We start from the raw sequence: 25742 nt of genomic DNA, 5'->3' as shown, positions 1-25742 counted from the left end.
TGCAGTTTGAATCGCAAGTCAGGCATCGCGCCGCAACACGCGCCCAGAGACAGCACCGCCAATGAAACCCTTCAGGACGCCTTCCGCATTCTCAGCTGCGCTGACCGCAGCCGCCGTCATTTTCACGGTGGCAGCCGTCATTGGCGGCCTGCTTTATCTCGACCGCAAACAAGACAGGCCCATAGTCGTCACCGCCGCTGCCAGCGCTTCGTCAGGCCAGCTCCCCACTGAAACGGAAATCCGCCGCATCCTCGCCGACCGGATCGATGTTCAAAGGCAAAGCGTCGGCATCGTCGTCGGCACCATCGGGCCCAACGGACGCAGCATCGTCGCTCATGGCAGCTTCGGTGGCCTCGACCCGCGTCCGGTCGACGGCGACACGGTCTTTGAAATCGGCTCGGTGACCAAGGTGTTCACCGGGCTGCTGCTCGCCGACATGGCCGGGCGCGGCGAGGTCGCCTTGACCGACCCGGTGTCCAGATACCTGCCCCTGAACGTCGTCGTGCCCGAACGCGGCGGCAAGGCGATCACGCTCGTCGACCTCGCGACGCAGACATCCGGCCTGCCGCGCCTGCCAGACAATCTCGAAACGACCGACGAGACCAACCCTTACGCCGACTACACCATCGACGAGATGTATGCGTTCATGTCGGGCTACAAGCTGCCGCGCGACATCGGTGCCGAATACGAGCACTCGAATCTCGGCTCGGCACTGCTGGGACAGGCCCTCGCCAGCCGTGCCGGCAAGAGCTACCAAGCCCTGGTTCAGGAGCGCATCGGCGTGCCTTTGGCGATGCGCAGCACCGCCATCGAACTGACGCCACGCCTCGCCAAGCGCATGGCCACCGGCCACAACGAGCTGCTCGAGATCGTTCCCAACTGGGACCTGCCTGCCTTTGCCGGCGCCGGCGCCTTGCGCTCGAGCGCCAACGACCTGCTCGAGCTGCTGCAGCTGGCGGTCAAGACGGACAAGACGCCGCTGACCACCGCCCTTGCCGGCACGCTGGCGACGCGGCGGGCGATCGGCGAACAGGAAACCTCGGCGGCACTCGGCTGGGTCGTCACCAAAAGCAGCAATGGCGAGATCGCCTGGCATGACGGCGGCACCGGCGGCTACAGCGCCTTCGTCGGCTTCCACCTGGCTTCACGCACCGGCGTCGTTGTGCTGTCGAATGCCAATACCGGCGTCAGCGACATCGGCCTGCACCTGCTCAATCCAGAAATCCCGCTGACCAGGGTCAAGCCGCGCCACAGCGAAGTTTCAGTCGATCCCAGGCTGTTCGACAGCTATGTCGGCCACTACCAGCTCGCGCCCGACGTGGTGCTTTCCGTCATGCGCGACGACGACGCCCTGTTCGCCCAGTTCACCGGCCAGCCCAGGCTGCGCCTGTTTGCCGAAGGCGGACACCGCTTCTTCTACAAGGAGGTCGAGGCCGCCATCACCTTCGCGACACCGCAGGCCGACCGCTCGCCCAGCCTCGTCCTGCACCGCTTCGGCCGCGACATGGCAGCACCGCGCCTGTCGGACTGATCCTTCCAGCCAAAACCTCTCGGCAGCGCAGAAACGAAAAAGGCCCCGCAAAGCGGGGCCTTTGATGTTGTGAGGAGAACCTCAGAACTTGTCGTCTTCGTCCTCATCGGGCGTTTTCGAGCGCAGCGCCGAGAGCTTGGCGAACACGGCGTTGGCGTCGAGTTCCCTGTCTTCGTCCTTGGGTGCGGCCTGCTCGGGCGTCAGGCGCTCGGTCAGCGAGGCCGGCAGCAGCGTGTCGCCGGTCGGTGCCGGGGCTTCGCGGCCACGCGAGGCGCGCTGCACTTCGATGTCGAGGTCGATCTGCGAGCACAGGCCAAGTGCGACCGGATCGAGCGGCGACAGGGTCGCCATGTTCCAGTGCTTGCGCTCGCGGATCTGCTCGATCGTTGCCTTGGTGGTACCGACGAGGCGCGAGATCTGCGCGTCCTTCAGTTCCGGATGGTTCTTGACCAGCCAGTAGATGGCGTTCGGGCGATCCTGGCGCTTGGACAGCGGCGTGTAGCGCGGACCCTTGCGCTTGGCCTCGGGCACGCGGACCTTGGGGTCCGACAGCTTGAGGCGGTGGTTGAGGTCGCCTTCGCCCTTGGCGATTTCGGCGCGCGTCAGCTGGCCGGTCATGATCGGGTCCATGCCCTTGATGCCCTGGGCCGATTCGCCGTCGGCGATTGCCTTCACCTCGAGCGGGTGCAGCGAGCAGAACTGCGCGATTTGGTCGAACGAAAGCGCTGTGTTGTCGACCAGCCAGACGGCGGTCGCCTTGGGCATAAGCAGCGTATTGGCCATGCGATATATCCTCTTCGCTCGCCCGCGTCCCTCACGCGGGCGGTGGTCAGACCACCAGAAAATGGGAAATTCGGCCCGTATATAGACGCATTCGCCGGCCACCGCAACGATTTTGGAACCGCGCCAAAGCGGCCTTCGGAGCCACCTTCCGGAAGGCGACCAACCCCGGCGATGCCGCAGCTGCTCGCAGCCATTCCGGGTGGCGGTCAAGTGTAGAAACCGGCCTTGACCCGGTTGATCTATCAGCAAAAGCTTACTATTCAATGGAAAGGGGACATCCAAGTTTTCTGCAAGCTATCCCGCCGAGAGTCGGCTCGCGTAATACGCTGACGACGTTTTTCTTTGGGCGGGATTACTGGCGGCATATTTGAACACTCCATTCGAGCGGCAGCCTGCTGCGCGTGGAAAACCATTTTGAGACGACGATTTTTTGGGGGGCGTATCATGACAACTGGCCACAATGCGGCCATGCGCGGATTGTTGCGCGCTGTTTCGCTAGCCGGCATGGCCAGCACCGTCTTGTGCACCCTTGCCGCTGCTGCTCATGCCCAGACCTGGGAAGGGGACCAAAGCAGCGACTGGTTCAACGGCGGCAACTGGTCGGGCGGCAGCGCTCCCGCAGGAACAGCCGTGATCGTCAACCAGCCGGGCGCGCCCAATGCCCCAAGCGTTGGCACCCCGGGGGCAAGCACAAGCACCATCTTCATCGGCGGCGTCGCCGGCGCCTCGCTCAACATCGTCAATGGCGGCAGCCTGGCTTCGACATCGGCGATCATTGGCAACTCGTCGGCCAACGGCGCACCACCAGCCAGCAGCCAGACAGGCCAAGCGACGGTTACGGGCGGCAGCTCGACCTGGACGACCGGCGACCTCAATGTCGGCTTCTACGGATCGGGGACATTGAACATCGCGGCTGGCGGTAGTGTTGAAGCTGCGCACGCGTCGGTGGCCACCCAGGCGGGCAGCGTCGGCCTGGTCAACGTGACCGGCACGAACTCGTCGCTGAGCACCGGCAACAGCGGATTTGTTGTCGGCGACGGCGGCGAAGGCACCTTCAATCTCAGCCTGGGCGCAACCGCGAGCAGCTACTCAGCAAGCCTGGGCCAGCAGGCGAGCGGCCACGGCATCGCCAACATTTCGGGTGCCGATACGCTGTGGCAGATCACCAACGCCAACCTGATCCTCGGCCAGGCCGGCGACGGTGAATTGCATATCTCCGGCGGCGCGAAGGTTACGGCCAACAATCGTACGTTTCTGGGCAGTGGGACCGGCTCCTCGGGCACGCTGACCATCGATGGTACGGACTCTGCCCTCACCTCGACCGTCGACATCAGGATAGGCGTCAATTCGGCCGGTTCGGCCAGCGTCACGGCAGGCGGCACATTGCAAAGCGCAGCAGTGATCGTCGGAGCCAACGCCTCCGGCGTCGGCGACCTCATCGTCTCCGGCTCGGGCTCCCGCGTCGTGTCGAGCACATATGTCATGCTCGGCTGGAATGGCGCTGGTACCGCAACTGTCAGCCACGGTGGCACGATCTCGACGGCAGCTGCCGGCATCCAGATCGGCTTCGCCGGCGGCTCCACGGGCACGCTCAACATCGGCGCGGCCGAGGGCGACGCGGCCGTCGCTGCGGGCATCATCGACGCACCGAAAGTCGTTTTCGGACCGGGCAGCGGCACGCTCGTCTTTAATCACACCGACGATGCCCATGATTTTGCCGCGGCCATTTCAGGCAGCGGCGCGATCAGGCATCTGAGCGGAACAAGCCGCCTGCTGGGCAACAGCTCGGCCTTCACCGGAACGACCGACGTTGTGGGCGGGACCTTGTGGATCGGCGATGGCCTCGGCGGCGCGCTCGAGGTCTTTTCGACCGCCAGGCTTGAAGGCAGCGGCGATCTCGGCAACGTCACGATCCGCTCCGGCGCCACCGTCGCGCCCGATGGAACCTTCAACGTGGCCGGCGATTTCGCCTTCCAGGCAGCCTCGCTTTACGAGGTCGGCATTGGCGGCACAGCCAGCCGCATCGCCGCCGGCACCGCCTCCATCGACGCGACATCTTCGGTCCATGTCATCGCCAACGGCACGGGTGCGCTGTCGGACGAATATCTGATCCTGTCGACAACCGGAGCGCTGACGGGCGCCTTCAGCGGCGTCACCGACGACTTTGCCTTCCTCGACAGTGCGCTCGACTACAGGAACGCCACCGAGGTCTGGCTCACCTTGCATTTCAATGGTGCCGCATTCGGCACCGTCGCCATCACCGACAACCAGCAGGCCGTGGCCGGCGCGCTCGACAATCTGCCGGCCGGCAACCCGATGGTCGGCGGCCTGCTTGGCCTTTCCGCCGGCGGCGCGCGCGACGCGCTCGACCAGTTGTCGGGCGACATCCACCCCTCGCTGATGAACGCCGGCATCATATCAGCGACACTGGCACAGGATGCCGTGCACAACCGCATCCGCCAGACCTTCGACACAGCGGCCGGCAAGCCATTGCGTGCCTTCTGGGTCGAGGGTGTGGGCAATATCTCGGAATTGTCAGGCGTGGACGACACGGATGGCTTCAAGGTCAAGACCGCGGCACTGTTCGGCGGCCTCGACGGCGAAGTCGCCGAAGGCATCCGTCTCGGCGCCATGGCCGGCTATTCCAGCAGCAGCATCTCCCGGGATGGGCGGGCCGCCACCGGCGCCGCCGACACCTTGCATGCCGGCCTCTATGCCGGGGCCGAACTTGGTGCGCTTCGCCTGCAGCTTGCCGCCATCCAGGCGTGGCACGACCTGTCGAGCGAGCGTCGCGTCGCCTTCGGCGGCTTCTCCGACAGCCTCGCCGCCGGCTACGACGCAACAACCACCCTCGTCCATGGCGACGTCGGCTACCGCCTTGGCCTCGGCGCGTCCTATGTCGAGCCGTTTGCCGGCATCGCTTATGTCAGGACCGGCAGCGACGGATTTGCCGAGACCGGCGGCGCCGCGGCACTGACCGGCGCAGCCGGCGACCAGGACGCGACCATCTCCACCCTCGGCATCAGGGCAAGCACCGAACTGCCGGCCGGCGCGCGATCCGTCACGCTGCAGGGCATGCTCGGCTGGCGCCACACCGAAAGCGACGCACCGCTGTCGCGCCTTGCGCTTGCCGGCACGGCACCGTTTTCCGTCGTCGGCGACAGCCTGGCGTCGGACGCCTTCGTTTACGATGCCGGCCTGAGCTTTGCCGTCAGGGACAATGCCCGCATCGATGTCAGCTATGCCGGCGCCGTCGGCGACGGCACCGCAGCGCACCAGCTGCGCGGCAGCTTCGCCATGGGCTTCTGACCCGCACACCCGAAACGAAAAAGCCCCGCCTCCTGGTCCCAGGAAGCGGGGTTTTTTCTTGCCGGCACTGTTGCCGGATTAGCTTACTTCAGCTGATCAGTGACCTTTTCGAGCGCAGCGACAGCGCAAGCTTCGTCGAAGTTGCCGCCCGGTGCGCCGCCGACGCCGATGGCGCCGATGACCGCGTCACCTGCCTTGATCGGCAAACCACCTGCCAGCACCAGGAAGCCGTCAATGTCGACGAGACCGGCGGCACCCGGGTTCTTCTGCACGTTCTCGGCCATCTTGGAGGTCGGCGTGCGCGACGAGGCCGAGGTGAAGGCCTTGTCCTGGGCGGCCGAAACCGTGTGCGTGCCGGCATTGTCGGCGCGAACCAGGGCGCGCAGCACACCGGCGCGGTCGACCACGGCGGCGGTGACGTTGTACTTGTCGGCAGCACATGCTGCGACCGCGTTCTGGGCGATCTCGACAGCGAGGCTCGACGAGATGTTCTTCTCGGTCAGCACCTGTGCGGAAGCAGCGCCATTGAGGGCGACGGTGGCAGCGGCGGCGAGGAAAATGCTCTTGATCATGACTGGGTTCCTGTCCTGATGTTGCTTGGGAAAAAGCGTCTTGCTTGTCCGAGGCAACATCTACGCTGGTCGCAGGCACCGAAGAATCCGCGATGCCACCACCTGGCCTAGGTAGGACTACCTAGCCGTCTATCGGGGACCAGCCCGTCAGAGATGATCCCGAAGCTAGGCCGGCGTGGCCAAAGCTGAAGTCACGCACCCTTTTCCAGCAGCGTCAGCCGCACGAACTCGGCCACTGAGCTTGTGCCGAGTTTTTCGGCGATCTTCGCCCGGTGCGCGTCGATGGTGCGCACCGATACGTCGAGTGCCTGCGCCACCTCCTTGCTGGCCCAGCCGCGCGCCACCATGTCGAGCACCTCGCGCTCGCGCTCGGTCAGCCTGGCCAAAAGCGTGCGCGCCTCGCGCTTTTCCAACCTGGCGTCGAGGCTCGAAAAACCCTGCTGCAGTGCTTCGACCAGCACCTCGCCATCGACGGGCTTGGTCAGAAAATCCTGGATGCCGGCCTTGAAGGCGCGGCGGCAGGCGGCGACGTCGCCATGACCTGTTATCATGATCGTCGGCCAGTCGATGCCGCGCTCGCCAAGCTTCTGGTGCAGCTGCAGCCCCGACACCTCGGGCATGCGCAGGTCGACCACCAGGCAGCCCGGCCGGTCCTCCTGGACATGCGCCAGAAAAATTGCCGGTTCGCCGAAGGTCTCGACCTCGATGCCATAGGTGCCGAGCAGGAACGCGATCGCCTCGCGCACCGCCTCGTCATCGTCGATCAGATAGACCTTGTACCGGCTCATGCTTTCGCTCCCCGCAGCGCCGCGCGTCCTGTGGACGCGTAAAGGCCGCTCCGCCACCTATCGAATCTAAGCGCCGCGCGTGTAGACGCGTTAAGGCCGCTCCGCCCAAATCTACGCGCCGCGCGTGTGGACGCACAAAAGCCGCTCCGGCACATGTTGAATCTACGCATCGTGCTTTCCGGAAATCGGTGCCGATTTCAGGGTTAATGCAGCGGGTAGCGTGATGACGAACCGCGCCCCGCCACCGGCGGCGTTGTCCGCCTCGATCCGCCCGTCGACCCGCTCCACCAGCGTCTGGCACAAGGACAGGCCCAGCCCCATGCCGTCGGCCTTGGTGGTGAAGAACGGCACAAACAGCTTTGGCAGCACCGCAGCTGCGATGCCCGGCCCGTTGTCCGACACCACGATCTGCACCTCGCCGCCCAGGACGCGCGTTTCGATGCTGATCCGCGCGCCCACGGCGCCTTCCAGCGCATCGGCCGCATTGCGGATCAGATTGTGCAGCACCTGCTCCATCTCGATAGGGTCGACCACCGCCTCCGGCCTGTCCTCGCCGAGCGCAAGCTCCAGCGCGATGCCGCGCCGCACCAGATCGGCAGAAGTCAGCGCCACGATCTCGGTAACGATCCCGTTCAGATCAGACGCGACAGGCGCCGGCGCCTTGTTGGAGGCATAGTCGCGCATGCGTTTCAGCATTTCGCCGGCGCGCTTGGCCTCGCGCACATTGACGTTAAGCGCCTGGGTGATCAGCCCGAGATCGGGCTTGTCGGCGCCCGCGAGCCTCAGTGCCGCCTGGCTGCGGCTCAGCACCGCCGTCAGCGGCTGCGTCAGCTCATGCGCCATGCCGGACGCAAGCTCGCCCATGGCGTTGACGCGCGAGGCATGCGCCAGAAGTGTTTCCCGCTCCTGCAACAATGCGCGCGCCTCCGCTTGCCGTGCCGTTTGCAGCGATGCCTGCGCCGCCGCCCGCTGGCGCAAGGCAAACATCAGCGCAAACGACGCAAGGCCCGCCAAGCCGGCAAAGCCCAGCAACTGGCCCGGCGGCAACAGTGCTGCCAGCGGCAAAGCCCGGTCGAGCGTAAGCAGGATGCGCTGCCCCTCGCCGTCGATCACCTTTTCGAAATGCGGTGCTGTCACAAGCGCGCTGCCCGCGCCCTCGTCCGCCGGCAGGTCCAGCAGCTCCTGGCCGTCAAGCACGAGCCTGAGATGCGCCCAGCCGGGGCGCTCCTCCGGCTCCAGCAGCAGCCTGGCGTCGATGCCGAACACCAGTGCCGCATCAGAAGGCGCCTGCGCCCGCTTGGCCAGCAGATAGCGCCCATTCTGGCTCGTATAGACCGAGATCTTGCCGCGCAGCTGTTCGCCGATCGCCCCGCGCAACGGTGCGAGGTTCTCGCCGCCGCCCTCGGGCACCTCGACCAGCGTCCTGACTGCGCCGGGCGCGACGCCGGCGCCGGCCGCCGCCCCTTCGCCCTTGGCACCAGCCGCCCCACCATCTTCCCCACCAAGCGAAACCAGCGCGATCCAGGCGATGCGCGGATAAAACCTTGATATGCTCTCCATCACCTGCCGCACCGCGCCCAAGGGCGGGTCGGCGCTGGTCAGCGCGATCAGGCTGGTCATATGCGCATCATGCTGCGCCGCCCGCTGCGAGATCAGCCGGTGCAACGTCCGCCCGGTCACCTCCAGCTCACCCGCCAGCCGCGCCTTGGACGTCTCGACCGAATAGAGCGCGAACGCCGCCATTGCTGCGAGCCAGAGCGCGAGGCCGAGGAGGCGAGGATTGGAGAGGGGTGAGGTCACGTGCGGTTAATGTTGGCCAGAAGTCGGCACCACCATAATCGCGGACCAATCAGAAGGGAACGGCGTGTCTGTTTGGCGAAAAGGCTACCTTATCGAGCGAAGGACATGTTCTGTTCGGGGGTCAAAAGCTGATGGTCTGGTTTCGGCAGCTACACGGCAAAAGCGGCCGCTCTGGGAGCTTACTTTATAGGGCGCTCGCCGGCCCCCTGTACCAAGGGAACAAAATTGGGCGCCGATAGACAGGATGGGCAAACAATCAGTCGAACCGCCTAGGCATCGCCAGGCGGTTCAACCAGACACCGACTCTATTTCTCCAAAAGCTCGTTGGTGTAAAAATCCGAAGGAGGGCGGCGCTCGCCTATCTCCCCATTAGTGGAAATTAGGTCCAAGGCCTCATTGATAAGGTCGTCGCTGATCCAGCCGATTGGTTTCTCACTCCCTGTGTCCAAAGTCGCAGAAGTTGCGACTATTTGTTGTTGGACCAATTCCTGGGAGGGAGCCGCGCTCCAGGCTTGAAGCAACGCAGCGGTGGCCGATGCGGGATCCTCGCGAGTAAGTTCGATGGCTTCTTTGGTAGCCTGTAGGAAGCGTTTGAGGACGTCGGGCTTTTCGGCAATGCCACGGTCGCTTACCACCGCCGCCAGTCCTGGCACCGACAAACCAAAGTTCGGAAGGTCGAGGACAGCAAACTTCATCCCGGTCCTCTGTTCGATGAGTGGCAGATCAACATTGGTGTAGATGGTAATCAGATCGACGCGCCCTTGCATGAATTGTGGAATCTTCAGTTGAGGATCCAACTGAATTTGCTGGATTTTGCTGCAATCGACTTTGTTGGCCTTGCAGAAGGCACCCAGATAGGTCGTTGCGGTGTCACCGACCGAAACTGCAAGCGACCGGCCTTCGATCTCGCTTGGCTTTGTAACAGCATGGTCCAGCTTCGAGATGAATGCGAACGGGGTGCGTTTCTGGTAGATTGCCGCGATCTTGACGGGCATGCCCTTCTGGATTGCCGAGATAGCAAATATCGCAGGTACAATGACAACGTCCTCGTTGCCTTGAACAAGCGCACCTAGGGCCGCTTGCGCTCCGGCACCTTCTCCCAAATCTAGGTCAACATTATTGCGTTGATACAAGCCCTTCTCTTTTCCAAGATAGAAAAACCCATATTCCCCCTTCAACTTCCAACTAAACCTAAGTTTTACAGGATCTGCTGCCCACGCGGGCGTAGACAGCATTGCAGCGCTGTAAGCAAACATCACCAAGCTCATTATTCTCAGTATCTTAGACAATTTCTTCTCCCATTGTTGATTGTGCATTGCACGCCACCCTCGTCGGCTTACGCCATTCTATTGGGTTGCTGCAGCGACGGATTTTAATTGGCTATGCCTTCAGCACGCCCGATTTCTTCGCCGTCCATGTCGCGATGTAGTCCATCAATCCGGGCGACAGGCAGTCATAGGGCTCGAGCCCAAGCTCCTTCAGCTGGCCGCGCACGCCGTCCATTTCGGCGGGGTCGACGCCCGCCTCGATGATCGACGACACGAAGGCGGCAAAGCCCGGCTCGGCCCAACCCGCTTCCTGGAAGCGCTCGGGATGGATGAAGTCGAGGCCCTTGAAGGCATGGTCGCGTTCGACCGGGCCATACATGTGCACGCCGCAGCCCTTGCAGGCGTGGCGCTGGATCAGTGCGGACGGATCGACGACCGCAAGCTTGTCGCCATTTTCCAACACCGTCACATTCTCATGCGCGGTGACGGCAACGACCGAGAACTTGGCCCCCTCCGGCTTCCAGCACTTGGTGCAGCCGCAGGCATGGTTGTGGGCGACCTGGCCCTTGATCGCCACCTTGACCGGTTTGTCAGCGCAGGCGCAGACGAGCGTGCCGCCGGTGAAGGCAGCACTGCCGGGTTTGATCCCGCCGTCGAGTGCCGGATGTATCGAAACTGAAGCCATGTCCTGTTCCTCCCTGTTGATGACTATTCGAGATGCGCCCCCCTCAAAAAAGGAGCGTCAGTAGACGACCACGCTGCGGATGCTTTCGCCCGCATGCATCAGGTCGAAACCCTTGTTGATGTCTTCGAGCTTGAGCGTATGCGTGATCATCGGGTCGATCAGGATCTTGCCCTCCATGTACCAGTCGACGATCTTCGGAACGTCAGTACGGCCACGCGCGCCACCAAAGGCGGTGCCCTTCCAGGTCCGCCCGGTGACCAGTTGGAACGGACGCGTCGCAATCTCCTGGCCGGCACCGGCGACACCGATGACGATCGACTCGCCCCAGCCGCGATGCGACGCTTCGAGCGCCTGGCGCATCACCTTGACGTTGCCGGTGCAGTCGAAGGTGTAGTCGGCACCGCCGATCTGGTCGGCACCACGCTTGGTCATGTTGACGAGGTAAGGCACGATGTCGCCTTCGACCTCCTTCGGATTGACGAAATGCGTCATGCCGAACTTTTCGCCCCAGGCCTTGCGGTCATTGTTGATGTCGACGCCGATGATCATGTCGGCACCGGCAAGGCGCAGACCCTGCAGCACATTGAGGCCGATGCCGCCGAGGCCAAAGACGATCGCCGTCGAACCGATCTCGACCTTGGCGGTGTTGATGACCGCGCCTATGCCTGTCGTTACCCCGCAACCGATGTAGCAGATCTTGTCGAACGGGGCGTCCGGATTGACCTTGGCCAGCGCGATCTCGGGCAGCACGGTGAAGTTCGAAAACGTCGAGCAGCCCATATAGTGGAAGATCTTGTCCTTGCCGATCGAAAACCGGCTCGAGCCATCCGGCATCAGACCTTGGCCTTGGGTCGAGCGGATCGCGGTGCACAGGTTGGTCTTGCGGCTGAGGCAGGACGGGCAGGAGCGGCATTCCGGCGTATAGAGCGGGATGACGTGGTCGCCCTTCTTGAGCGAGGTCACACCCTTGCCGACATCGACGACGACGCCGGCACCTTCATGGCCCAAAATGGCAGGGAAGATGCCTTCGGGATCGGCACCCGACAGGGTGAACTCGTCGGTGTGGCAGATGCCGGTCGCCTTGATTTCGACAAGCACCTCGCCCTCGCGCGGCCCTTCGAGGTCGACCTCCATGATCTCGAGCGGCTTTCCAGCTCCGACGGCGACTGCAGCGCGGGTTTTCATGATGATCCTTGTGTCGTTTCTGTTCGTCGCCGGGTAACATTAGATGTCGAGCACAATCTGCTTTGACCTTGCTCTCGAACAACAGATGGACATCTGTTTGTTTTCCCGTTTTTCATTGTCAGTCTGATAAGTATCGCGATGGTCGACATCGCCACTGATCACGCGTGTCAGGCACGAGCCACAGATGCCCTGTTCACAAGACAGCTTTGGCATGATGCCGGCATCGATCAGCGCATCGGCAATGGATTTATCGGAGGGCACGGTTATCGTCATTCCACTGCGCGCCGCTACTACTTCGAACTCAGCTTCGCCTTCGATCTTGAGGGGCGTAAAGCTCTCGACGTGAATGCGTCCTGCCTGGCAGCCAGAGTTTTTCGCAGCGCCGGCGACAAAATCCATGAAACCTTTCGGTCCACAGATGTAGACCGTCGCCCGCGGACCGATTTCTCCAAAAGCACGGAAAGGGTCGAAGCGCTGCTGGGACGGGCCTTCATCCAGGTGCAGGTGAAATCTCGACGCAAAAGGACTTGCGGCTATCTCTTCGACAAAGGCTGCTCGGTCCCGCGAGCGGGCACATAAATGAAAGGTGAAATCAGCCTGGCGGCGCGACAATTGGTACGCCATCGACAGGATCGGCGTTACGCCAATTCCTCCGGCAACCAAGACAATATCCTCCGCATCTTCTGCAAGGCCGAAATTGTTTCGCGGCCGGCTGATACGGATCACATCATCCGTGCGGAACGTCTCATGGATCGCCTTGGAACCACCTCTCGAGGTCGCCTCTTCCTGGACAGCAAGGCGATAGTGGGAGGGGTCGGCCGGATCGTTGCATATCGAGTATTGTCGAATGACGCCGTCGTTGATGAAAACGTCGACGTGGGATCCGGCCGAAAAGGGAGGAAGCTCAAAATCACCGGCAGGAACAATTTCCAAGCATGCAATATCCTTTGCGATCACCTCGAAACGACGGATGCGCACGTTCATAAGTTGACTAGCTTCATTGGTCATTGGTCATACAAATCCATTGATCAGGATTTCCGGCTCCCACGCTGTCGGGGAGAAACCTGACCTCTAGAATTGTAAGCGGGCGCAACGATGCGGGGAAATTGGCATTATGGACGGCTGCTATCCGTCAGCACGATAGATCAGCGTTTCGACTTTGATTTCTGAGCCGCAACACGGACCACTTCATCGCGCATCCATTGCAGGCCGGGGTCTCGGTCATGGGAACGGCGCCACTGCAAGACGTCAGTCATCAGAGGCAGCTCAAACGGGACCTCGACTGTTCGAATTGGAAGGTGTGCGGCCGCTCGCTCAGCGAGATCCTGAGGCACCAATGCGAGGAAATGCGTCCCGATCAACGCATCCGGCAACAGCGTAAAGCTGGGTGCCGTTATTCCTGCTCTTGGCGCTTTTCCGAACTGCTTGAGAAACCAGGCTTCGATAAAGGTCGTTCGTTCACTATAGGCTTGCGCATGCCTGACTTCGAGGAAGTCTTCCAATGAAATCGATTTGCCGATCAAATCGTTGTTCGCCCAAACGATGCATACATACGCTTTGGGCGGGAGCGGAATGAAATGGCAGTCCTCAAGCATAAATCGGTCAGGGACAATCAGCAGGTCGATGTCGGTTTTGTAGAAGCGGGAACTCGGACCCTGGTAATAAATGTTCACCGAAGGTGCAATCAGACGCAAATGCGAAATAATTTCAACTATTAACGTCGCCCAGACATAGTCGGAACAAGCGATTGTAAACTGCCTGTCCGAACTCGCAGGATCAAATGCGCTCCTCATCGCCAGGAGCTTTTCTGTTTCGGAGAGAATTGCGGAGAGCGGGTTAATCAGCTCCTCTGCCAAGGGCGTGAGCGCCATGCGGCGCCCGCTTCTAACGACGAGGTCGTCCTCAAAATGCTCACGCAGACGGGCGAGGATGCCGCTCGTGGCGGATTGACTCAAGCACAGCCGCTCGGACGCACGCGTAATGTTCTGGTGCGTGAGAATTGCGTCCAGCGCGACCAGCAAATTCATGTCCAGATGGCGGAATCGCATGACGCGCTTTTGAACGGTTGGTACTCCCTGCACGTTAGCTCATCTCCGCAGCGCGGGCCACAAATCGCTTGATCACTCTCGTTGCCAATCCTGATGAGGACAGCCAATTGCGCCCCGGACGAGACGTTGCTCTTTCCGGGGCGCTCTAAGGGTCAAAATGCTAGCGCTCCGCTTGCAGCTTGGCGTCGACGATACGCCGAGCTCTGACAGCCGGCCCATCGGTTTGCAGCAAGACGGGATTGAGCGCCATCAGTTCGCTGGTGTCGATCGCAATCTGTTGAGCCTCGATGACCGGCTTGTCTTCGTCGTCAAAGACCGCCACCCCAACCCGCAAGAGCTCCTCACTCAACGCTGCTTCGTCCTGGCGGAAGTCACGCGACATGGCCCAGAAATAGTGAGTGGTAAGGTCCGTTTCAGGGGTGAGCAGGTGTGACGTGGGGATTGATAGCCCCTCTTCGACAGGCCGGCCAACGCCAGTCATGCCAACGTCGAGGAGCAGCAGTGATGGCGTCGACCAACGCATGAAGTTGCGATGGTCGCCGCGCCGATCCGCCGGATAGCCGAGCATCTGGAAGTACTTGTTTGGGTATTGGTTCGGCCGCGAGAAGCGTGCCCAGACTTCGTTGTCCGATGGGTTCTTTTCCGGTTCGAAGTGTGGCGGTCCCTCCGCATTCTTGAACATGGGATGGATATACTGACCATGGCTAAGATCGAGAAGGTTATCGGAAATGAGCTGGTAACCCGCCTTGACGTGAAGATAGCTGCTGACCGTGCAAAACCTCGGGTCTGTCATGACGCTGAAGTCAGCGATTAGGCCTTCATCGGCCAACTCGGCCTCGCCGAGCCAAAGCCAAGCCACGTTGTACTTCTCGACAACCTTGTAACTTTTCACTCGAGCCGCGCGCGGGATCTTACCATCTCCGTGCGGGTTGAGCGTGCAAGCGCCGGACGGATCGAAGCAGAGTCCGTGATAAGCGCACTCGACAATATCACCTTCAAGCTTGCCAAGATGAAGTGGAACAAAACGGTGCGGACAACGATCTTCGATTGCGGCGACACCACCGGCTTCGGTACGATAAAAGACGATCTTTTCATTGGCGATCGTACGTGCCAGCATCTGCCGGTTTATTTCTTTCGACCAAGCTGCTGCGTACCAAGTGTTTCTGATAAAGGGCATGGACTCTTCTCTGGCTCTGATTTGTGGATAGGTCCTGAGCCAAAGAGTGTCACTTGAGACGCTTTTATTGAAATCGTGAATCCAAATATCGACTATCGATCAAATCACTAGCTCGACGCCCGCCTATGGTGCAGCGGAGCGGTCCAAGCCGTTCGGTTTTCAACCCATTGAGGAACGGCCGCGTCTGAGACGCGATGGACGCGCCGGCTACGAGCAGTTGATGGGCCGCTGGAGCCAGAAACTCGCGGCACCGGCCGGACGAAACCCCTCACCCCACATCCAGCACGATCTTGCCGATGTGTTCGCCCTCTTCCATGCGCTCATGCGCGCGCCAGGCTTCCTTGAGCGGGAAGATCATGTCCATCACGGGCGCGACGCGGCGGACAGCGAGCAGCGGCCAGACCTGGGCTTCGAGGGCGGCGGCGATCGCGCCCTTGAACTCGGTGGTGCGTGGCCTGAGCGTCGAGCCGGTATGGGTCAGCCGCTTGACCATCAGCTTGGAGAAGTCGGCACTCGCCACCGCCCCGCCTTGCGTCGCGATCTGGACGATGCGGCCGTCGACCGCTGCGGCATGGTAGTTGCGGCCGACATAGTCGCCGCCGACCATGTCCAAGATGACATTGGCGCCCTTGCCGTCGGTGGCGTCTTTCACCGCCTGAACGAAATCCTCCGACTTGTAGTTGATGGCGCGGTCGGCCCCGAGCTTGAGGCAGGCAGCACATTTGTCGGCGGAGCCGGCGGTGGCAATGACATAGGCGCCGAAGGCCGAGGCGAGCTGGATCGCTGTGGTGCCGATGCCCGACGAGCCGCCATGCACCAGAAGCGTTTCGCCCGGCTTGAGCGCGCCGCGCTCAAACACATTGTGCCAGACGGTGAAGAAGGTTTCCGGCACCGCCGCTGCTTCGGTGAAGGTGAAGCCTGTGGGCAGCGGCAGCGCGTTGGTTTCGTGCACCCTGGCGTATTCGGCATAACCGCCGCCCGGCGTCAGCGCGCAGACCGCGTCGCCAAGCCGCCAACGCGCAACACCTGCGCCAAGGGCTGCCACCTCGCCCGACACTTCAAGCCCGGGCAGGTCGGAGGCGCCAGGCGGCGCGGGGTAGGCGCCCTTGCGCTGCTGCACGTCGGGCCGGTTGACGCCTGCTGCATGCACCCTGATCAGGATCTCGCCTGTGCCCAATTCCGGCAGGTCGCGCTTTTCCGCCTTGAGCACGCGCGGCCCGCCCGGCTGCGAGATCGCCACCGCAAGCATCTTGTCGGGAAGTCTGGTGGCCATGTCTTTTCGGTCTCCGCTGGTCCGGCATCTCCCGGACGTTCCATGTCCGACTTTACATGTCCCGGACTTTGCATGTGCCGGACTTTACATGCCGTTGGCCGCACTATGTATTCTGATTGGCAAATCAGGCAAACGCCTGTCTGACCAAACCCCTGTCTGACATGGAGGAAAGCGAGATGGCGCTGTTCGACGACGAGCCGAAAAAGAAAAAGACCGTCCACGAGATCGGCCAGGACCTGTCTTTGCTGTCGGTCGGCGAACTGAACGAGCGCATCCTTGCCCTGCGCGCCGAAATCGTGCGGCTCGAGGCCGAACTTGCCGCCAAGGGCTCGACCAAATCGGCCGCCGAAGCGCTGTTCAAGCGCGGCTGACGCTCACGCGCCACCGATAAGCCCCAAAGAGGCTATCATCACCTACAGGCGCTAATTGATTCGTGGTGGGACACCTGATGCTCGCAACCTACCGGCCGATCCTGTCTTTGCTGCGCGGCACCGCCTTCCTGCTCGCCGCCTCTGGCCTGCATGGCCTGCTGCTGCCGCTGCGCGGCCAGGAAGAAGGTTTTTCGACCACCGCACTCGGCCTGATGGGCACCGCCTGGGCCGGCGGATTTGTTGCCGGCTGTTATTTCGCCCCGCGTGTCGTGCGCCGCGCCGGCCATGTCCGCGCCTTCGGTACCTTTGCCGCGTCGGCGGCGATCATCGCGCTGCTGACCGGCCTGATCGTCAACGAATATGTCTGGATCGCGCTGCGCGCCTTCACCGGCTTTGCCATGGCCGGCGCCTTCATGGTCATCGAGAGCTGGCTCAACGAGCGCGCCACCAACGAAAACCGCGGCACCGTCTTTGGCCTCTACATGATGGTCACCTATGCCTCGATCATGGCCGGCCAGATGATGGTCGCCGGCGGCGACGTCACCAGCTCGTCGCTGTTCATGGTCACAGGCATCTTGTTTTGCCTGTCGCTGATTCCGACCGCCGTCTCCAGCGCTGCCCACCCCAAGCCGCTGCAGGACGTCTCGCTCGACATCAAGGGCCTTTACGCCAACTCCCCTGTCGCCTCGGTCGCCTGTTTCCTCATCGGCGTCGCCAATGGCGACTGGGGCACGCTGGGCGCGGTCTATGGCGCGCGCGTCGGCATCTCGACGCCCGAGATCGCGCTGATGATGAGCCTGGTGGTGGTCGCCGGTGCCGCGCTGCAGATCCCGGTCGGCAAGATCTCCGACCGCACCGACCGCCGCTACGTGCTGATCGGCGCCTCGCTGGCCTCGGCGATCGCCGCCGTGCTGATCTTCCTTGTCGCGCCGCGCTCCGGCGTCTTCGTCATCGCCATGACCGCCTGCTACGGCGCCTTTGCCTACACGCTTTATTCGCTGGCGGTGGCGCATGCCAACGACCACGCCAAGCCGGAGGACTTCGTCAAGGTTTCAGGCGGGCTTTTGCTGCTTTACGGTTTCGGCACCATGGTCGGGCCGATGTTGGGCGCCGGCCTGATGGATGTGATGCGGCCCGAGGCGCTGTTCCTCGCCACCGCCGCAGCGCATTTCATGCTCGCCGGCTACACCGCGCTGCGCATCAAGCGCCGCGCGCCGGTGCCGATCGAGGATCGCGAGGCCTTCAAGACCCAGCCGGCCGACCGCTCAGCGACGCCTGAGTCGCTCAGGCTCGACCCCCGCCACGAGGATGCCGCCTGACGGGCAACGCAGTGCTGGGCAGCCCGGCACCTGCTTTACGACCGGTAGTTGAGATTTGGCTGATGTTGCGGCACAAATGGGCCATGACAACAGACGCGCCCTTCCTCGCCATATCGGATGCCAACCGGCGCCATCTGCTGGAAGAATTGCGGCGTGGCCCCAAGACCGTCAGCGAGCTCGCCGCGGGCCTGCCGGTTTCGCGCCCGGCGGTATCGCAGCATCTCAAGGTGCTGCTCGATGCCGGGCTCGTCAGCGCCCGCGCCGAAGGCACGCGCCGCGTCTATGCGGTCAGCGTCGGCGGCTTTCGCAAGCTCAACATCTGGCTCGACCAGTTCTGGGACGCCTGAGGCGGCGGAAAAAGTCCAGCTGCAACGGCAGAGATTTCCACTGTTGCAGCAGACCCACGATTATTGCAGGCCAAAGACACTGCGGATCGCAGCGTCAGCGCCCATGCCAGCATGGCAAATCCACCAGCCGCGCTGCACGGCGCCTGGCTTTATGATGCGCTGGTTTGGCTGATAAACAACACCCTGTCCCGGCGGCGATGTTGTTTCGCCGCCGGCTGTCGGGCCCTTGCCTCAGTCATGGGGCCTTATGAAGAGATCGCGATCGTCGCCTAGTGCTGGGTCGGATCGTCGCCTCTCAGCTTTTCAATCTCGTCCTTGAGAGCCAGCTTGCGACGCTTCAGCGCTACGATTTGCAGGTCGTCCATGGATGGATGATTCATTGCTTCGCCGAGCTGTCGCTCGACGTCACCATGTTTGCGCTGGAGTTCTTCAAGATGGGAAGCAAGAGACATGATTGGTTCTCCCTTTCATGGTTTCCTCGATGCCCCGGGCACAGCCCTGCCCACCGCAGACAGTGCTCTGTGACGGAACCATGACAGTCTGCCACCCTCGATCGGCGATGTCGAATAAAGTGTGGTAGCATTTCCTGACAGCGCGAAATGTGATAAGGGCTTCGCGCCGGTGACAAGGAGTCGCCGACCCCGCCTTAGGAGCGCCCCGGGTGCGCCAGTGAGTTTGCAGACGGTAGACATGTCGGAACAGGAACAGGCCGAGATTCGTCTCGAGTTTGCACGCTTGAAGCAGGACCATGCCGATTTCGATTCGGCGATCAACGCGATGATCGCCATGGGCTGCGATACGTTGCAGATCCAGCGGATGAAGAAAAAGAAGCTGGTGCTCAAGGACAAGATCACCCAGATCGAAGACCGCATCATCCCCGACATCATCGCCTGACAAACCGCCATTTTCGGATGGCCTTTGGTTGCGATGGCAGCGCATTTCGGTTAAGCGCAGGCTTATCAAGCAGGGGTGCCGCGCGTGAGCAAAGACAGGGTCGACGTCGCCATCATCATGGGGAGCCAGTCCGACTGGGCGACCATGCGTCATGCCGCCGAATTGCTCGAAGTGCTCGGCATCGCTCATGAGGCGCGCATCGTCTCGGCCCACCGCACGCCTGACCGTCTTTACGAATTCGCCAAGGGCGCCAAATCAGCCGGCTTCCGTGTCATCATCGCCGGCGCCGGCGGTGCTGCCCATCTTCCCGGCATGACGGCGGCGATGACCCCGTTGCCGGTGTTCGGCGTGCCGGTCGAATCGAAGGCGCTGTCGGGCCAGGATTCGCTGCTCTCCATCGTCCAGATGCCGGCCGGCATTCCTGTCGGCACACTGGCCATCGGCAAGGCCGGTGCGGCCAACGCGGCGCTGCTTGCCGCAGCCGTGCTTGCCCTTTCCGACGACGCGCTTGCCGCAAGGCTCGACGAATGGCGCGCCACCCAGACCGCCAGGGTCGCCGAACAGCCGACGGACGACGCGTGAGCGCCCCGCTGCCTCTCGGCGCCACCATCGGCATCATCGGCGGCGGCCAGCTCGGCCGCATGCTGGCCATGGCAGCCGCCCGCCTCGGCTACCAGACGGTCGTTCTGGAGCCGCAGCCCGACTGCCCGGCAGCCCAGGTCGCCAACCGCCAGATCGTCGCCGCCTATGACGACCCGGCAGCTCTCGACGAGCTGGCGCGCGCCAGTGCCGTCGTCACCTATGAATTCGAAAACGTGCCGGTTGTCGCCGCCGAGCAGCTGGGCCGCACGGTCGCCGTCTATCCCCCGGCCCGCGCCCTTGAAGTGGCCCAGGACCGGCTCGTCGAAAAGACCTTCCTGAACGGCATCGGGATATCCACAGCCGACTTCCGGCCTGTGGAAAACGATGCCGAGCTGGCCGAGGCGCTGAAGGCCTTCGGTGGCAGCGGCGTGCTCAAGACCTGCCGCATGGGTTATGACGGCAAGGGCCAGATGGTCTTCCGCAACATGACGACGGGCGGCTTCGACGGCGCCTGCGCCTCGCTCGGCAATGTGCCGCTGGTGCTTGAATCCTTCGTTGCCTTCGAGCGCGAAATCTCGATCATCGCCGCGCGCGGCACCGATGGCAGCATCGCCGCCTTCGACCCGGCCGAGAACGTGCATCGCAACGGCATCCTGGCGACCTCGACGCTGCCGGCGGCGATCGGCAGCGAAACCGCTGAAGCCGCGCGCGACGCGGCACGCAAGATTCTCGCCGCCCTTGACTATGTCGGCGTCATCGGTGTCGAGTTCTTCGTGCTTGCCGACGGCTCGCTGCTGGTCAACGAGATGGCGCCGCGCGTGCACAATTCCGGCCACTGGACCGAAGCGGCCTGCGTCGTCTCGCAGTTCGAGCAGCACATCCGCGCCGTTGCCGGCCTGCCGCTCGGCGACGCCAACCGCCACGCCGACTGCGTCATGGAAAACCTGATCGGCGACGATATCGCCAAGGTCCCGGCCCTGCTCGCCGAGCCTGACGTCGCCGTCCATCTCTACGGCAAGGCCGAAGCGCGGCCGGGCCGCAAGATGGGCCACTTCACCCGGCTGTTGCCGCGCCGCTGACGGGCGGTATAGGCCAGAGCAATTCCAGGAAAAGTGCGTAGCGGTTTTCCCTAGGAATTGCGCAAAAACAAGAAGATAGAGCGATTCCGCGATTCGAAGAAAAGCGGAAATGCTCCGGAGCCCGTTTCGCGAGCTCGATCGCAAGCGACGAAATCCCGCTGTAGCTGGTCAAGGGCCGGCAAGCCTTGGCGCCTCAAAGCTCCGACGCCGGCTCAGCTTGTGGGCGAGGATGGTTTCAGCGCGCCAAAAAAGCCGATGATGCGCGTTATCAGCTGCTGGTCGGGGTCGACGAAAGCTATGTCCAGGCCCTCTGATGGCGACGATCCGTCGGGCATCACGAACCTCCAGGCGAAGCGCGCGACGCCATGATGAACATCAACGTCACTGCTGCGCAGGATGCGGGCGCCGGGATGTCTGGCCTGAATTGTCGCGATATGCGCAAGCAGTTCGTCCGCGCCTTCGGCATGGACTGACGGGTCCGTATATGTTGCGCCCTCGGCCCAGACCGACAGCAAAAGCACCCGCCGCTGCTCGGCGCTCTCGGTCGACCAAGCGGCACAATAGGTGTCCAGGAGAAGCGTCAGAGACATTCGATTTCCTTGCATCAATTGTTTGCCGGAGGCTGGCTGTTTACCGGAGGCTGGCCAACACCGCGGCCAGCCTCCTTCCTGGCGCTGCTCTTACGCGGCCTTGCCGAGGAATTGCGACAGCGCCGCGAAATCGCCTTGCAGTTGGCCAGCCGCGATCGCCCGCTGGAAGATGGCGTCGTAGCCGCCAACGATGGAGCGATCGATCCCGCGTGCATCCATCAGTTCCACCAGGTGCTGAAAGGCGCCGTAATGTGCGGAGATCGACGACAGCGTCTCGTCGTCGCTGGCAAAACGGCCGGCATGAGTGCGCTTGATGAGGTCGGATACAAGCCCCTCGACGACAGGTGCCGTCGCGGTCCATTGCCGGCCCAGTTCACCCAGGTCGATCTCTTCGGCCTGACACACGGCAATTGCGTTGAGCGCGCCAAACAGTTCGCCCCACATCAGCGACAGCAGCGCGCTATCGAGCGCATTCGCACGCCCGGGGTCTTGTCCGACGTGCTGGACATTGCCGCCCAGGGCGCGAAAGACCTCCTCATTGTCCCGGAAGGCCTGGCCTTGCCCGGAGACCAGGATCGTTCCGGCATCGGTGCCGATGAAGTCAGGCGTCGCCATGATGGCGCCATCGAGATAGCTGGCCCCATGCCCGGCCCACCATTCGGCGGCTGCGCGTGCGCCATGCGGCGTTCCCGACGTCAGCTCGACGATCAGCTTGCCGCGAAGGACGGAAGTGATGTCGGCGTCGCGCAGGATGGCTGCCGTCGCCGCATAATCGCTGACATTGACGATGATGATTTCGGCGGCAGACACCGCTTCCAGCACCGAAGGCGCAATGTTTGCGCCTAAAAGGGCCAGCGGCTCGGCCTTTTCCTTTGTCCGGTTCCAGACCGTGACGCGATGGCCCTTTGCCAGCAGGGCACGGGCAAGAGCAGAGCCCATGCGGCCGGTTCCAACAACGGCGATTGAACGCTTCATTCCAACTCTCCATATCAAATGGCGGCGCCACGACGCGACCTCTGTCGCGACGTGGTGGAGGTATGGTGGAACGGGCGGCACACAATACGAACCTCGGCGTAAGTGGTCACCTGAAGGTAAGGAAGGCTCGATGAACAAGACGACGGACAACGGCTTTGCGGCAGCTGTCAGGATGACCGAAGGCAAATGGAAGGTGGACATCCTGTGCCAGCTTGGCACGGCCTCGCGCAGGTTCGGCCGATTGAGGCAGTCGATTCCCGGGATCAGCGAAAAGATGCTGGCGCAACAGTTGCGCGAGCTCGAGGCAGACGGGCTTGTCGACCGGAAAGTCTATGCGGAGATGCCGGCCAAGGTGGTCTATTCGCTCACCGAACGCGGCACAGCGCTCAATGTGGCAGCTGGCTCGCTCTGCCGTTGGGGCGAGCAGTTCGGCCTTCCCTGCGAGATCAACAACAAGGCGGAATACGCCTAGCGCTGCAGGCTGGCCCTAGTTTGCCGGCACCGGGCAGCTCATGTCGCCTTCCGCGCATTTGAGATAGACGCCAAGTTGCGCGAGGCGCGTGTCGGTCACGTCCTTCAGGCACATCGCGTAGATCATCGGATAGGCCGAACCGCCGCCGACGCCCGACGAGGAAAACGCGCATTCGCCATCACGGAAGGCGATCCAGGCGCGCTGCGCATCCTGCAAAAGCTTGCGCGCGTCGGCATTGTCGGAGAGCCGCTTGATGATCTCGCCATAGGCAGCATTGAGCTTGGCGTCGGACGCCGCATAGTCGGCACCGGCACAGATGTTCATGCCGGCCTGGCTTTGGTCGTTGCGGTCGCATTCCTCGGCGATTGCAACTGATGCCACCAACGAGCATGCGAATGAAACCAAGAGAATCGGAAGTCGCATCTATCCCTCCATTGCCTGGTCGGGCGGAGGATTCCAGCGATGCCTAATGGTGGCAAGTCCCGGCGCAGGCATGACCGCACCCGTTGCCGGCAAAAAAGCCGATCAATCCGCGACGCAGCACCGACGCGCGGTTGACTGGCCAAGACTCCTCGTCTAAGAGCCACTCACACAAATTGGGCGCGCTCCTTTGGCGCGCTTTTGGTTTCGGCCCGGAAGATGGGCCCCATCTGACGGGTTAGTGACATGAAGATCAAGAATTCGCTCAAGGCGCTCAAGGGCCGCCACCGTGACTGCCAGCTGGTTCGTCGCAAGGGCCGCATCTACATCATCAACAAGACCGCCCCGCGCTACAAGGCGCGCCAGGGCTGATGCTCGCCCGGCCGCTTTCGGCCGGCGCATCACGGCAATTTCAGTTTGACGTTCCCATGCGGGGGTCTAGAATTTCCGCATGCGGAGCGTTTTTGCCTTTTTTGTCCTGACCATCGCGGCAACGCCGCTGCCGCTGCAGGCGTTTGCCCAGACGAGCGGCGATGCCATTATCGCCAAGGCTGACACGCAGCTCGATTCGCTGTTTTCCGATCTCAAGCGCGAGCGCAACGAAAAGGCCGCCGAACGCCTCGCCAACCGGATCTGGGAGGTCTGGTACAGCTCCGGCAGCGCATCCGTCGACCTGATGATGCTGTGGGCGCAACAGGCGCTGCAAGCCAAGAAGTTCGACGTCGCCCTCGATTTCCTCGACCAGGTCGTGACACTGCAGCCCCAATACGCCGAAGGCTGGAACCGCCGCGCCACGGTGCATTTCATGATGGGCAACTTCCGCAAGTCGATGACCGACATCGAACGCACGCTGGAGCTCGAGCCACGCCATTTCGGCGCCCTCTCCGGCATGGCCCAGATCATGGCCAACACCAACCACAATGAACTGGCGCTGCAAGCCTGGCAGCGCGTGCTCGTCATCTATCCGATGCTGCGCAACGCCCAGAACGAGGTGTCGCGGCTGTCGGAAGAGCTTGCCGGCGAAGGCATTTGAGAGCGAGCAGGCAATAGCGAATCGTGAGTAGTTAGGGCGTGCGCCGTTGGCGCCGAATGCGCTACCCTTGTTTTCTAACCACTCGCCACTGCCTTCCCCTCATTCGCCCTGGCCGCATGAACATCCTCACCTTCGTCCTGGTACTGCTCGTTACGATCGTGCTTGGGCTTGCCGGCTTTACCGGCGTGGCGTCATGGCTGATCGAGCGCCGCAACCCGCCCGTGGGCAGCTTCATCGACATATCAGGCGCCAGCATCCACTATGTCCATGTGCCTGCACCTGCCAAGCCGGAGCTGCCGCCGCTGGTCTTCATCCATGGCGCATCCGCCAACCTCAAGGACCAGATGCTGCCGCTCAAGCAGCTGTTTGAAGGCCGCGCCGAGATGCTGTTCTTCGACCGGCCCGGCCATGGCTGGTCCGGACGCGGGCCCAACAACAACGAGACCCAGCAAGGACAGGCCGCGACGATCGCGGCCCTGATGGACAGGCTCGGCATCAAGGATGCGATCATCGTCGGCCATTCGTTCGGCGGCGCGATCGCGGCGACCTTTGCGCTTGAACATCCCGACAAGACACGCGGGCTTTTGTTCCTGTCGGCGGCAACGCACCCGTGGCCGGGCGGCGACACCTCCTGGTACTACAGCCTGAGCGCCAGGCCGGTGGTCGGGCGGCTGTTCGCCGCGATGGTTGCCAATCCGGCCGGGCTTATGCGCATCGGGGCAGCGACCACCTGCGTCTTCTCGCCCAACAAGGTGCCCGACTTCTATGTCGAGGAGGCCTCGATCAGGCTCGTGCTGCGGCCGGGGGCTTTTCGCGCCAATGCCATCGATGTCGAGGGATTGTACCGGCACGCGCTGAAGGCAGCGCCGCGCTATCCCGAGATCAAGGCGCCGACGGTGGTGATCTCAGGCGATGCCGATACTGTCGTCTATGAGGAGATCCACTCGATCGGCCTCGCCCGCGACATTCCCGGTGCCGAGCTGGTCTGGGTCGGCAACCTCGGCCACAAGCCGGACTGGGTCGCGCCCGATCTTGTCGCAGCGGCTGTCGAGAAGCTCGCCGGCCAGCCGCGCGACCTGCAGGCCATGGCACGGCAGGTCGAAGCGAGGATCGCCGGCGACGATTTCGGCACGGACATGTGCGTGAACGAGAAGGCGTCGGCGGAGTGAGGCAGTAGGGCAATAGGAACAGGGCGTGGACGGCTGACACCGCCTACTGCCCTATTCCCCTACTGCCATAAA

27 protein-coding genes are annotated in these 25742 nt (G+C 62.7%); 12 read left to right on the top strand and 15 right to left on the bottom strand.

Going from position 1 to position 25742, the window contains the following annotated elements:
- The first annotated feature begins 61 nt into the window (after positions 1–61).
- Positions 62–1531, top strand: coding sequence for a serine hydrolase (locus IHE39_RS11270; RefSeq protein WP_192566498.1), 1470 nt, complete (start codon positions 62–64; stop codon positions 1529–1531).
- Between the two features lie 81 nt (positions 1532–1612).
- Here IHE39_RS11270 and IHE39_RS11265 read toward each other — a convergent pair whose 3' ends face one another.
- Positions 1613–2314, bottom strand: coding sequence for a DUF1013 domain-containing protein (locus IHE39_RS11265; RefSeq protein WP_184772585.1), 702 nt, complete (start codon positions 2312–2314; stop codon positions 1613–1615).
- Positions 2315–2758: 444 nt separating this feature from the next.
- Here IHE39_RS11265 and IHE39_RS11260 point away from each other — a divergent pair, with 444 nt between their 5' ends.
- On the top strand, positions 2759–5623 hold the full coding sequence (locus IHE39_RS11260) for an autotransporter outer membrane beta-barrel domain-containing protein (RefSeq protein WP_192566497.1): 2865 nt from the start codon (positions 2759–2761) through the stop codon (positions 5621–5623).
- An 83-nt stretch (positions 5624–5706) separates the two neighbouring features.
- Here IHE39_RS11260 and IHE39_RS11255 read toward each other — a convergent pair whose 3' ends face one another.
- The 10 genes from IHE39_RS11255 to IHE39_RS11210 all read right to left on the bottom strand — a co-directional run bounded on the left by IHE39_RS11255 (position 5707) and on the right by IHE39_RS11210 (position 16419).
- Positions 5707–6195: a GlcG/HbpS family heme-binding protein gene (locus IHE39_RS11255; protein WP_192566496.1), complete on the bottom strand. Its 489-nt coding sequence runs from the start codon at positions 6193–6195 to the stop codon at positions 5707–5709.
- Positions 6196–6386: 191 nt separating this feature from the next.
- A complete protein-coding gene (locus IHE39_RS11250) occupies positions 6387–6983 on the bottom strand; it encodes a response regulator transcription factor (protein ID WP_192566495.1) in 597 nt (198 codons plus the stop codon).
- 162 nt (positions 6984–7145) lie between these two features.
- Positions 7146–8726, bottom strand: a complete 1581-nt coding sequence (locus IHE39_RS11245; protein WP_192566494.1) for a sensor histidine kinase — start codon at positions 8724–8726, stop codon at positions 7146–7148.
- Between the two features lie 362 nt (positions 8727–9088).
- Positions 9089–10072 carry an ABC transporter substrate-binding protein gene (locus IHE39_RS11240; protein ID WP_246485446.1) on the bottom strand — a complete coding sequence of 328 codons (984 nt, stop codon included), beginning with the start codon at positions 10070–10072 and terminating at the stop codon, positions 9089–9091.
- 91 nt (positions 10073–10163) lie between these two features.
- On the bottom strand, positions 10164–10736 hold the full coding sequence (gene gfa, locus IHE39_RS11235; protein ID WP_184772595.1) for an S-(hydroxymethyl)glutathione synthase: 573 nt from the start codon (positions 10734–10736) through the stop codon (positions 10164–10166).
- 57 nt (positions 10737–10793) lie between these two features.
- Complete coding sequence (locus IHE39_RS11230; protein ID WP_184774102.1) at positions 10794–11921, bottom strand: S-(hydroxymethyl)glutathione dehydrogenase/class III alcohol dehydrogenase; 1128 nt, start codon at positions 11919–11921, stop codon at positions 10794–10796.
- Positions 11922–11960: 39 nt separating this feature from the next.
- On the bottom strand, positions 11961–12929 hold the full coding sequence (locus IHE39_RS11225; protein WP_192566493.1) for a PDR/VanB family oxidoreductase: 969 nt from the start codon (positions 12927–12929) through the stop codon (positions 11961–11963).
- Positions 12930–13066: 137 nt separating this feature from the next.
- Positions 13067–13969, bottom strand: a complete 903-nt coding sequence (locus IHE39_RS11220) for a LysR family transcriptional regulator (RefSeq protein WP_184772600.1) — start codon at positions 13967–13969, stop codon at positions 13067–13069.
- Between the two features lie 160 nt (positions 13970–14129).
- Positions 14130–15146 carry a Rieske 2Fe-2S domain-containing protein gene (locus IHE39_RS11215; RefSeq protein WP_192566492.1) on the bottom strand — a complete coding sequence of 339 codons (1017 nt, stop codon included), beginning with the start codon at positions 15144–15146 and terminating at the stop codon, positions 14130–14132.
- A 268-nt stretch (positions 15147–15414) separates the two neighbouring features.
- Positions 15415–16419: an NAD(P)H-quinone oxidoreductase gene (locus IHE39_RS11210; protein ID WP_192566491.1), complete on the bottom strand. Its 1005-nt coding sequence runs from the start codon at positions 16417–16419 to the stop codon at positions 15415–15417.
- A 176-nt stretch (positions 16420–16595) separates the two neighbouring features.
- Between IHE39_RS11210 and IHE39_RS11205 the strand changes: the two genes are divergently transcribed.
- The 3 genes from IHE39_RS11205 (at position 16596) to IHE39_RS11195 (ending at position 18456) form a co-directional block, all read left to right on the top strand.
- Complete coding sequence (locus IHE39_RS11205) at positions 16596–16790, top strand: DUF1192 domain-containing protein (protein WP_192566490.1); 195 nt, start codon at positions 16596–16598, stop codon at positions 16788–16790.
- Between the two features lie 77 nt (positions 16791–16867).
- On the top strand, positions 16868–18109 hold the full coding sequence (locus tag IHE39_RS11200; RefSeq protein ID WP_184772608.1) for an MFS transporter: 1242 nt from the start codon (positions 16868–16870) through the stop codon (positions 18107–18109).
- 83 nt (positions 18110–18192) lie between these two features.
- A complete protein-coding gene (locus IHE39_RS11195; protein ID WP_184772610.1) occupies positions 18193–18456 on the top strand; it encodes an ArsR/SmtB family transcription factor in 264 nt (87 codons plus the stop codon).
- Between the two features lie 269 nt (positions 18457–18725).
- Here IHE39_RS11195 and IHE39_RS11190 read toward each other — a convergent pair whose 3' ends face one another.
- Positions 18726–18908 (bottom strand): YdcH family protein, encoded by a 183-nt coding sequence (locus IHE39_RS11190; RefSeq protein ID WP_184772614.1) that lies wholly within the window; start codon positions 18906–18908, stop codon positions 18726–18728.
- Between the two features lie 238 nt (positions 18909–19146).
- On the opposite strand from IHE39_RS11190, the gene IHE39_RS11185 reads away from it, so the two are divergent.
- The 3 genes from IHE39_RS11185 to IHE39_RS11175 all read left to right on the top strand — a co-directional run bounded on the left by IHE39_RS11185 (position 19147) and on the right by IHE39_RS11175 (position 21011).
- Positions 19147–19350 carry a YdcH family protein gene (locus IHE39_RS11185; protein WP_184772616.1) on the top strand — a complete coding sequence of 68 codons (204 nt, stop codon included), beginning with the start codon at positions 19147–19149 and terminating at the stop codon, positions 19348–19350.
- 117 nt (positions 19351–19467) lie between these two features.
- Entirely contained in the window at positions 19468–19932 is a 465-nt protein-coding gene (gene purE / locus IHE39_RS11180; RefSeq protein ID WP_192566607.1) for a 5-(carboxyamino)imidazole ribonucleotide mutase, read from the top strand.
- The gene (locus tag IHE39_RS11175; protein WP_343070082.1) at positions 19929–21011 is read left to right on the top strand and encodes a 5-(carboxyamino)imidazole ribonucleotide synthase; all 1083 of its coding nucleotides are present in this window, start codon (positions 19929–19931) and stop codon (positions 21009–21011) included. The genes purE and IHE39_RS11175 overlap by 4 nt, the downstream gene beginning before the upstream one ends.
- 212 nt (positions 21012–21223) lie before the next feature.
- Here IHE39_RS11175 and IHE39_RS11170 read toward each other — a convergent pair whose 3' ends face one another.
- Both IHE39_RS11170 and IHE39_RS11165 read right to left on the bottom strand, forming a co-directional pair.
- The gene (locus tag IHE39_RS11170; protein WP_192566488.1) at positions 21224–21601 is read right to left on the bottom strand and encodes a nuclear transport factor 2 family protein; all 378 of its coding nucleotides are present in this window, start codon (positions 21599–21601) and stop codon (positions 21224–21226) included.
- 90 nt (positions 21602–21691) lie between these two features.
- Positions 21692–22576, bottom strand: coding sequence for an NAD(P)-dependent oxidoreductase (locus IHE39_RS11165; RefSeq protein ID WP_192566487.1), 885 nt, complete (start codon positions 22574–22576; stop codon positions 21692–21694).
- A gap of 130 nt (positions 22577–22706) precedes the next feature.
- Here IHE39_RS11165 and IHE39_RS11160 point away from each other — a divergent pair, with 130 nt between their 5' ends.
- On the top strand, positions 22707–23048 hold the full coding sequence (locus tag IHE39_RS11160) for a winged helix-turn-helix transcriptional regulator (protein WP_192566486.1): 342 nt from the start codon (positions 22707–22709) through the stop codon (positions 23046–23048).
- A 15-nt stretch (positions 23049–23063) separates the two neighbouring features.
- Here the strand turns inward: IHE39_RS11160 and IHE39_RS11155 are convergent, their stop codons facing one another.
- The gene (locus IHE39_RS11155) at positions 23064–23429 is read right to left on the bottom strand and encodes a lysozyme inhibitor LprI family protein (RefSeq protein ID WP_343070081.1); all 366 of its coding nucleotides are present in this window, start codon (positions 23427–23429) and stop codon (positions 23064–23066) included.
- Between the two features lie 285 nt (positions 23430–23714).
- Here IHE39_RS11155 and ykgO point away from each other — a divergent pair, with 285 nt between their 5' ends.
- The 3 genes from ykgO to IHE39_RS11140 all read left to right on the top strand — a co-directional run bounded on the left by ykgO (position 23715) and on the right by IHE39_RS11140 (position 25670).
- A complete protein-coding gene (gene ykgO / locus IHE39_RS11150; protein ID WP_018429929.1) occupies positions 23715–23840 on the top strand; it encodes a type B 50S ribosomal protein L36 in 126 nt (41 codons plus the stop codon).
- A gap of 79 nt (positions 23841–23919) precedes the next feature.
- Positions 23920–24501 carry a tetratricopeptide repeat protein gene (locus IHE39_RS11145; protein ID WP_192566484.1) on the top strand — a complete coding sequence of 194 codons (582 nt, stop codon included), beginning with the start codon at positions 23920–23922 and terminating at the stop codon, positions 24499–24501.
- Between the two features lie 116 nt (positions 24502–24617).
- Positions 24618–25670 (top strand): alpha/beta fold hydrolase, encoded by a 1053-nt coding sequence (locus tag IHE39_RS11140; RefSeq protein WP_192566483.1) that lies wholly within the window; start codon positions 24618–24620, stop codon positions 25668–25670.
- The last annotated feature ends 72 nt before the right edge of the window (positions 25671–25742 follow it).

It is taken from the genome of Aminobacter carboxidus (assembly GCF_014863355.1).
In the GTDB taxonomy this organism is placed as follows: domain Bacteria; phylum Pseudomonadota; class Alphaproteobacteria; order Rhizobiales; family Rhizobiaceae; genus Aminobacter; species Aminobacter carboxidus.
Note: the sequence above shows the minus strand (reverse complement) of the source record. Positions and strands in the feature narration are given on the sequence as shown.

Coding starts and splice junctions, on each gene's coding strand:
- IHE39_RS11160 (WP_192566486.1), top strand. CDS start 22,707: ATGAACAAGACGACGGACAACGGCTTTGCGGCAGCTGTCAGGATGACC.
- IHE39_RS11195 (WP_184772610.1), top strand. CDS start 18,193: ATGACAACAGACGCGCCCTTCCTCGCCATATCGGATGCCAACCGGCGC.
- IHE39_RS11145 (WP_192566484.1), top strand. CDS start 23,920: ATGCGGAGCGTTTTTGCCTTTTTTGTCCTGACCATCGCGGCAACGCCG.
- IHE39_RS11200 (WP_184772608.1), top strand. CDS start 16,868: ATGCTCGCAACCTACCGGCCGATCCTGTCTTTGCTGCGCGGCACCGCC.
- purE (WP_192566607.1), top strand. CDS start 19,468: ATGGGGAGCCAGTCCGACTGGGCGACCATGCGTCATGCCGCCGAATTG.
- IHE39_RS11255 (WP_192566496.1), bottom strand. CDS start 6,195: ATGATCAAGAGCATTTTCCTCGCCGCCGCTGCCACCGTCGCCCTCAAT.
- gfa (WP_184772595.1), bottom strand. CDS start 10,736: ATGGCTTCAGTTTCGATACATCCGGCACTCGACGGCGGGATCAAACCC.
- IHE39_RS11140 (WP_192566483.1), top strand. CDS start 24,618: ATGAACATCCTCACCTTCGTCCTGGTACTGCTCGTTACGATCGTGCTT.
- IHE39_RS11210 (WP_192566491.1), bottom strand. CDS start 16,419: ATGGCCACCAGACTTCCCGACAAGATGCTTGCGGTGGCGATCTCGCAG.
- IHE39_RS11220 (WP_184772600.1), bottom strand. CDS start 13,969: ATGCGATTCCGCCATCTGGACATGAATTTGCTGGTCGCGCTGGACGCA.
- IHE39_RS11170 (WP_192566488.1), bottom strand. CDS start 21,601: ATGTCTCTGACGCTTCTCCTGGACACCTATTGTGCCGCTTGGTCGACC.
- ykgO (WP_018429929.1), top strand. CDS start 23,715: ATGAAGATCAAGAATTCGCTCAAGGCGCTCAAGGGCCGCCACCGTGAC.
- IHE39_RS11215 (WP_192566492.1), bottom strand. CDS start 15,146: ATGCCCTTTATCAGAAACACTTGGTACGCAGCAGCTTGGTCGAAAGAA.
- IHE39_RS11185 (WP_184772616.1), top strand. CDS start 19,147: ATGTCGGAACAGGAACAGGCCGAGATTCGTCTCGAGTTTGCACGCTTG.
- IHE39_RS11190 (WP_184772614.1), bottom strand. CDS start 18,908: ATGTCTCTTGCTTCCCATCTTGAAGAACTCCAGCGCAAACATGGTGAC.
- IHE39_RS11250 (WP_192566495.1), bottom strand. CDS start 6,983: ATGAGCCGGTACAAGGTCTATCTGATCGACGATGACGAGGCGGTGCGC.
- IHE39_RS11260 (WP_192566497.1), top strand. CDS start 2,759: ATGACAACTGGCCACAATGCGGCCATGCGCGGATTGTTGCGCGCTGTT.
- IHE39_RS11270 (WP_192566498.1), top strand. CDS start 62: ATGAAACCCTTCAGGACGCCTTCCGCATTCTCAGCTGCGCTGACCGCA.
- IHE39_RS11205 (WP_192566490.1), top strand. CDS start 16,596: ATGGCGCTGTTCGACGACGAGCCGAAAAAGAAAAAGACCGTCCACGAG.
- IHE39_RS11225 (WP_192566493.1), bottom strand. CDS start 12,929: ATGACCAATGAAGCTAGTCAACTTATGAACGTGCGCATCCGTCGTTTC.
- IHE39_RS11165 (WP_192566487.1), bottom strand. CDS start 22,576: ATGAAGCGTTCAATCGCCGTTGTTGGAACCGGCCGCATGGGCTCTGCT.
- IHE39_RS11230 (WP_184774102.1), bottom strand. CDS start 11,921: ATGAAAACCCGCGCTGCAGTCGCCGTCGGAGCTGGAAAGCCGCTCGAG.
- IHE39_RS11265 (WP_184772585.1), bottom strand. CDS start 2,314: ATGGCCAATACGCTGCTTATGCCCAAGGCGACCGCCGTCTGGCTGGTC.
- IHE39_RS11245 (WP_192566494.1), bottom strand. CDS start 8,726: ATGGCGGCGTTCGCGCTCTATTCGGTCGAGACGTCCAAGGCGCGGCTG.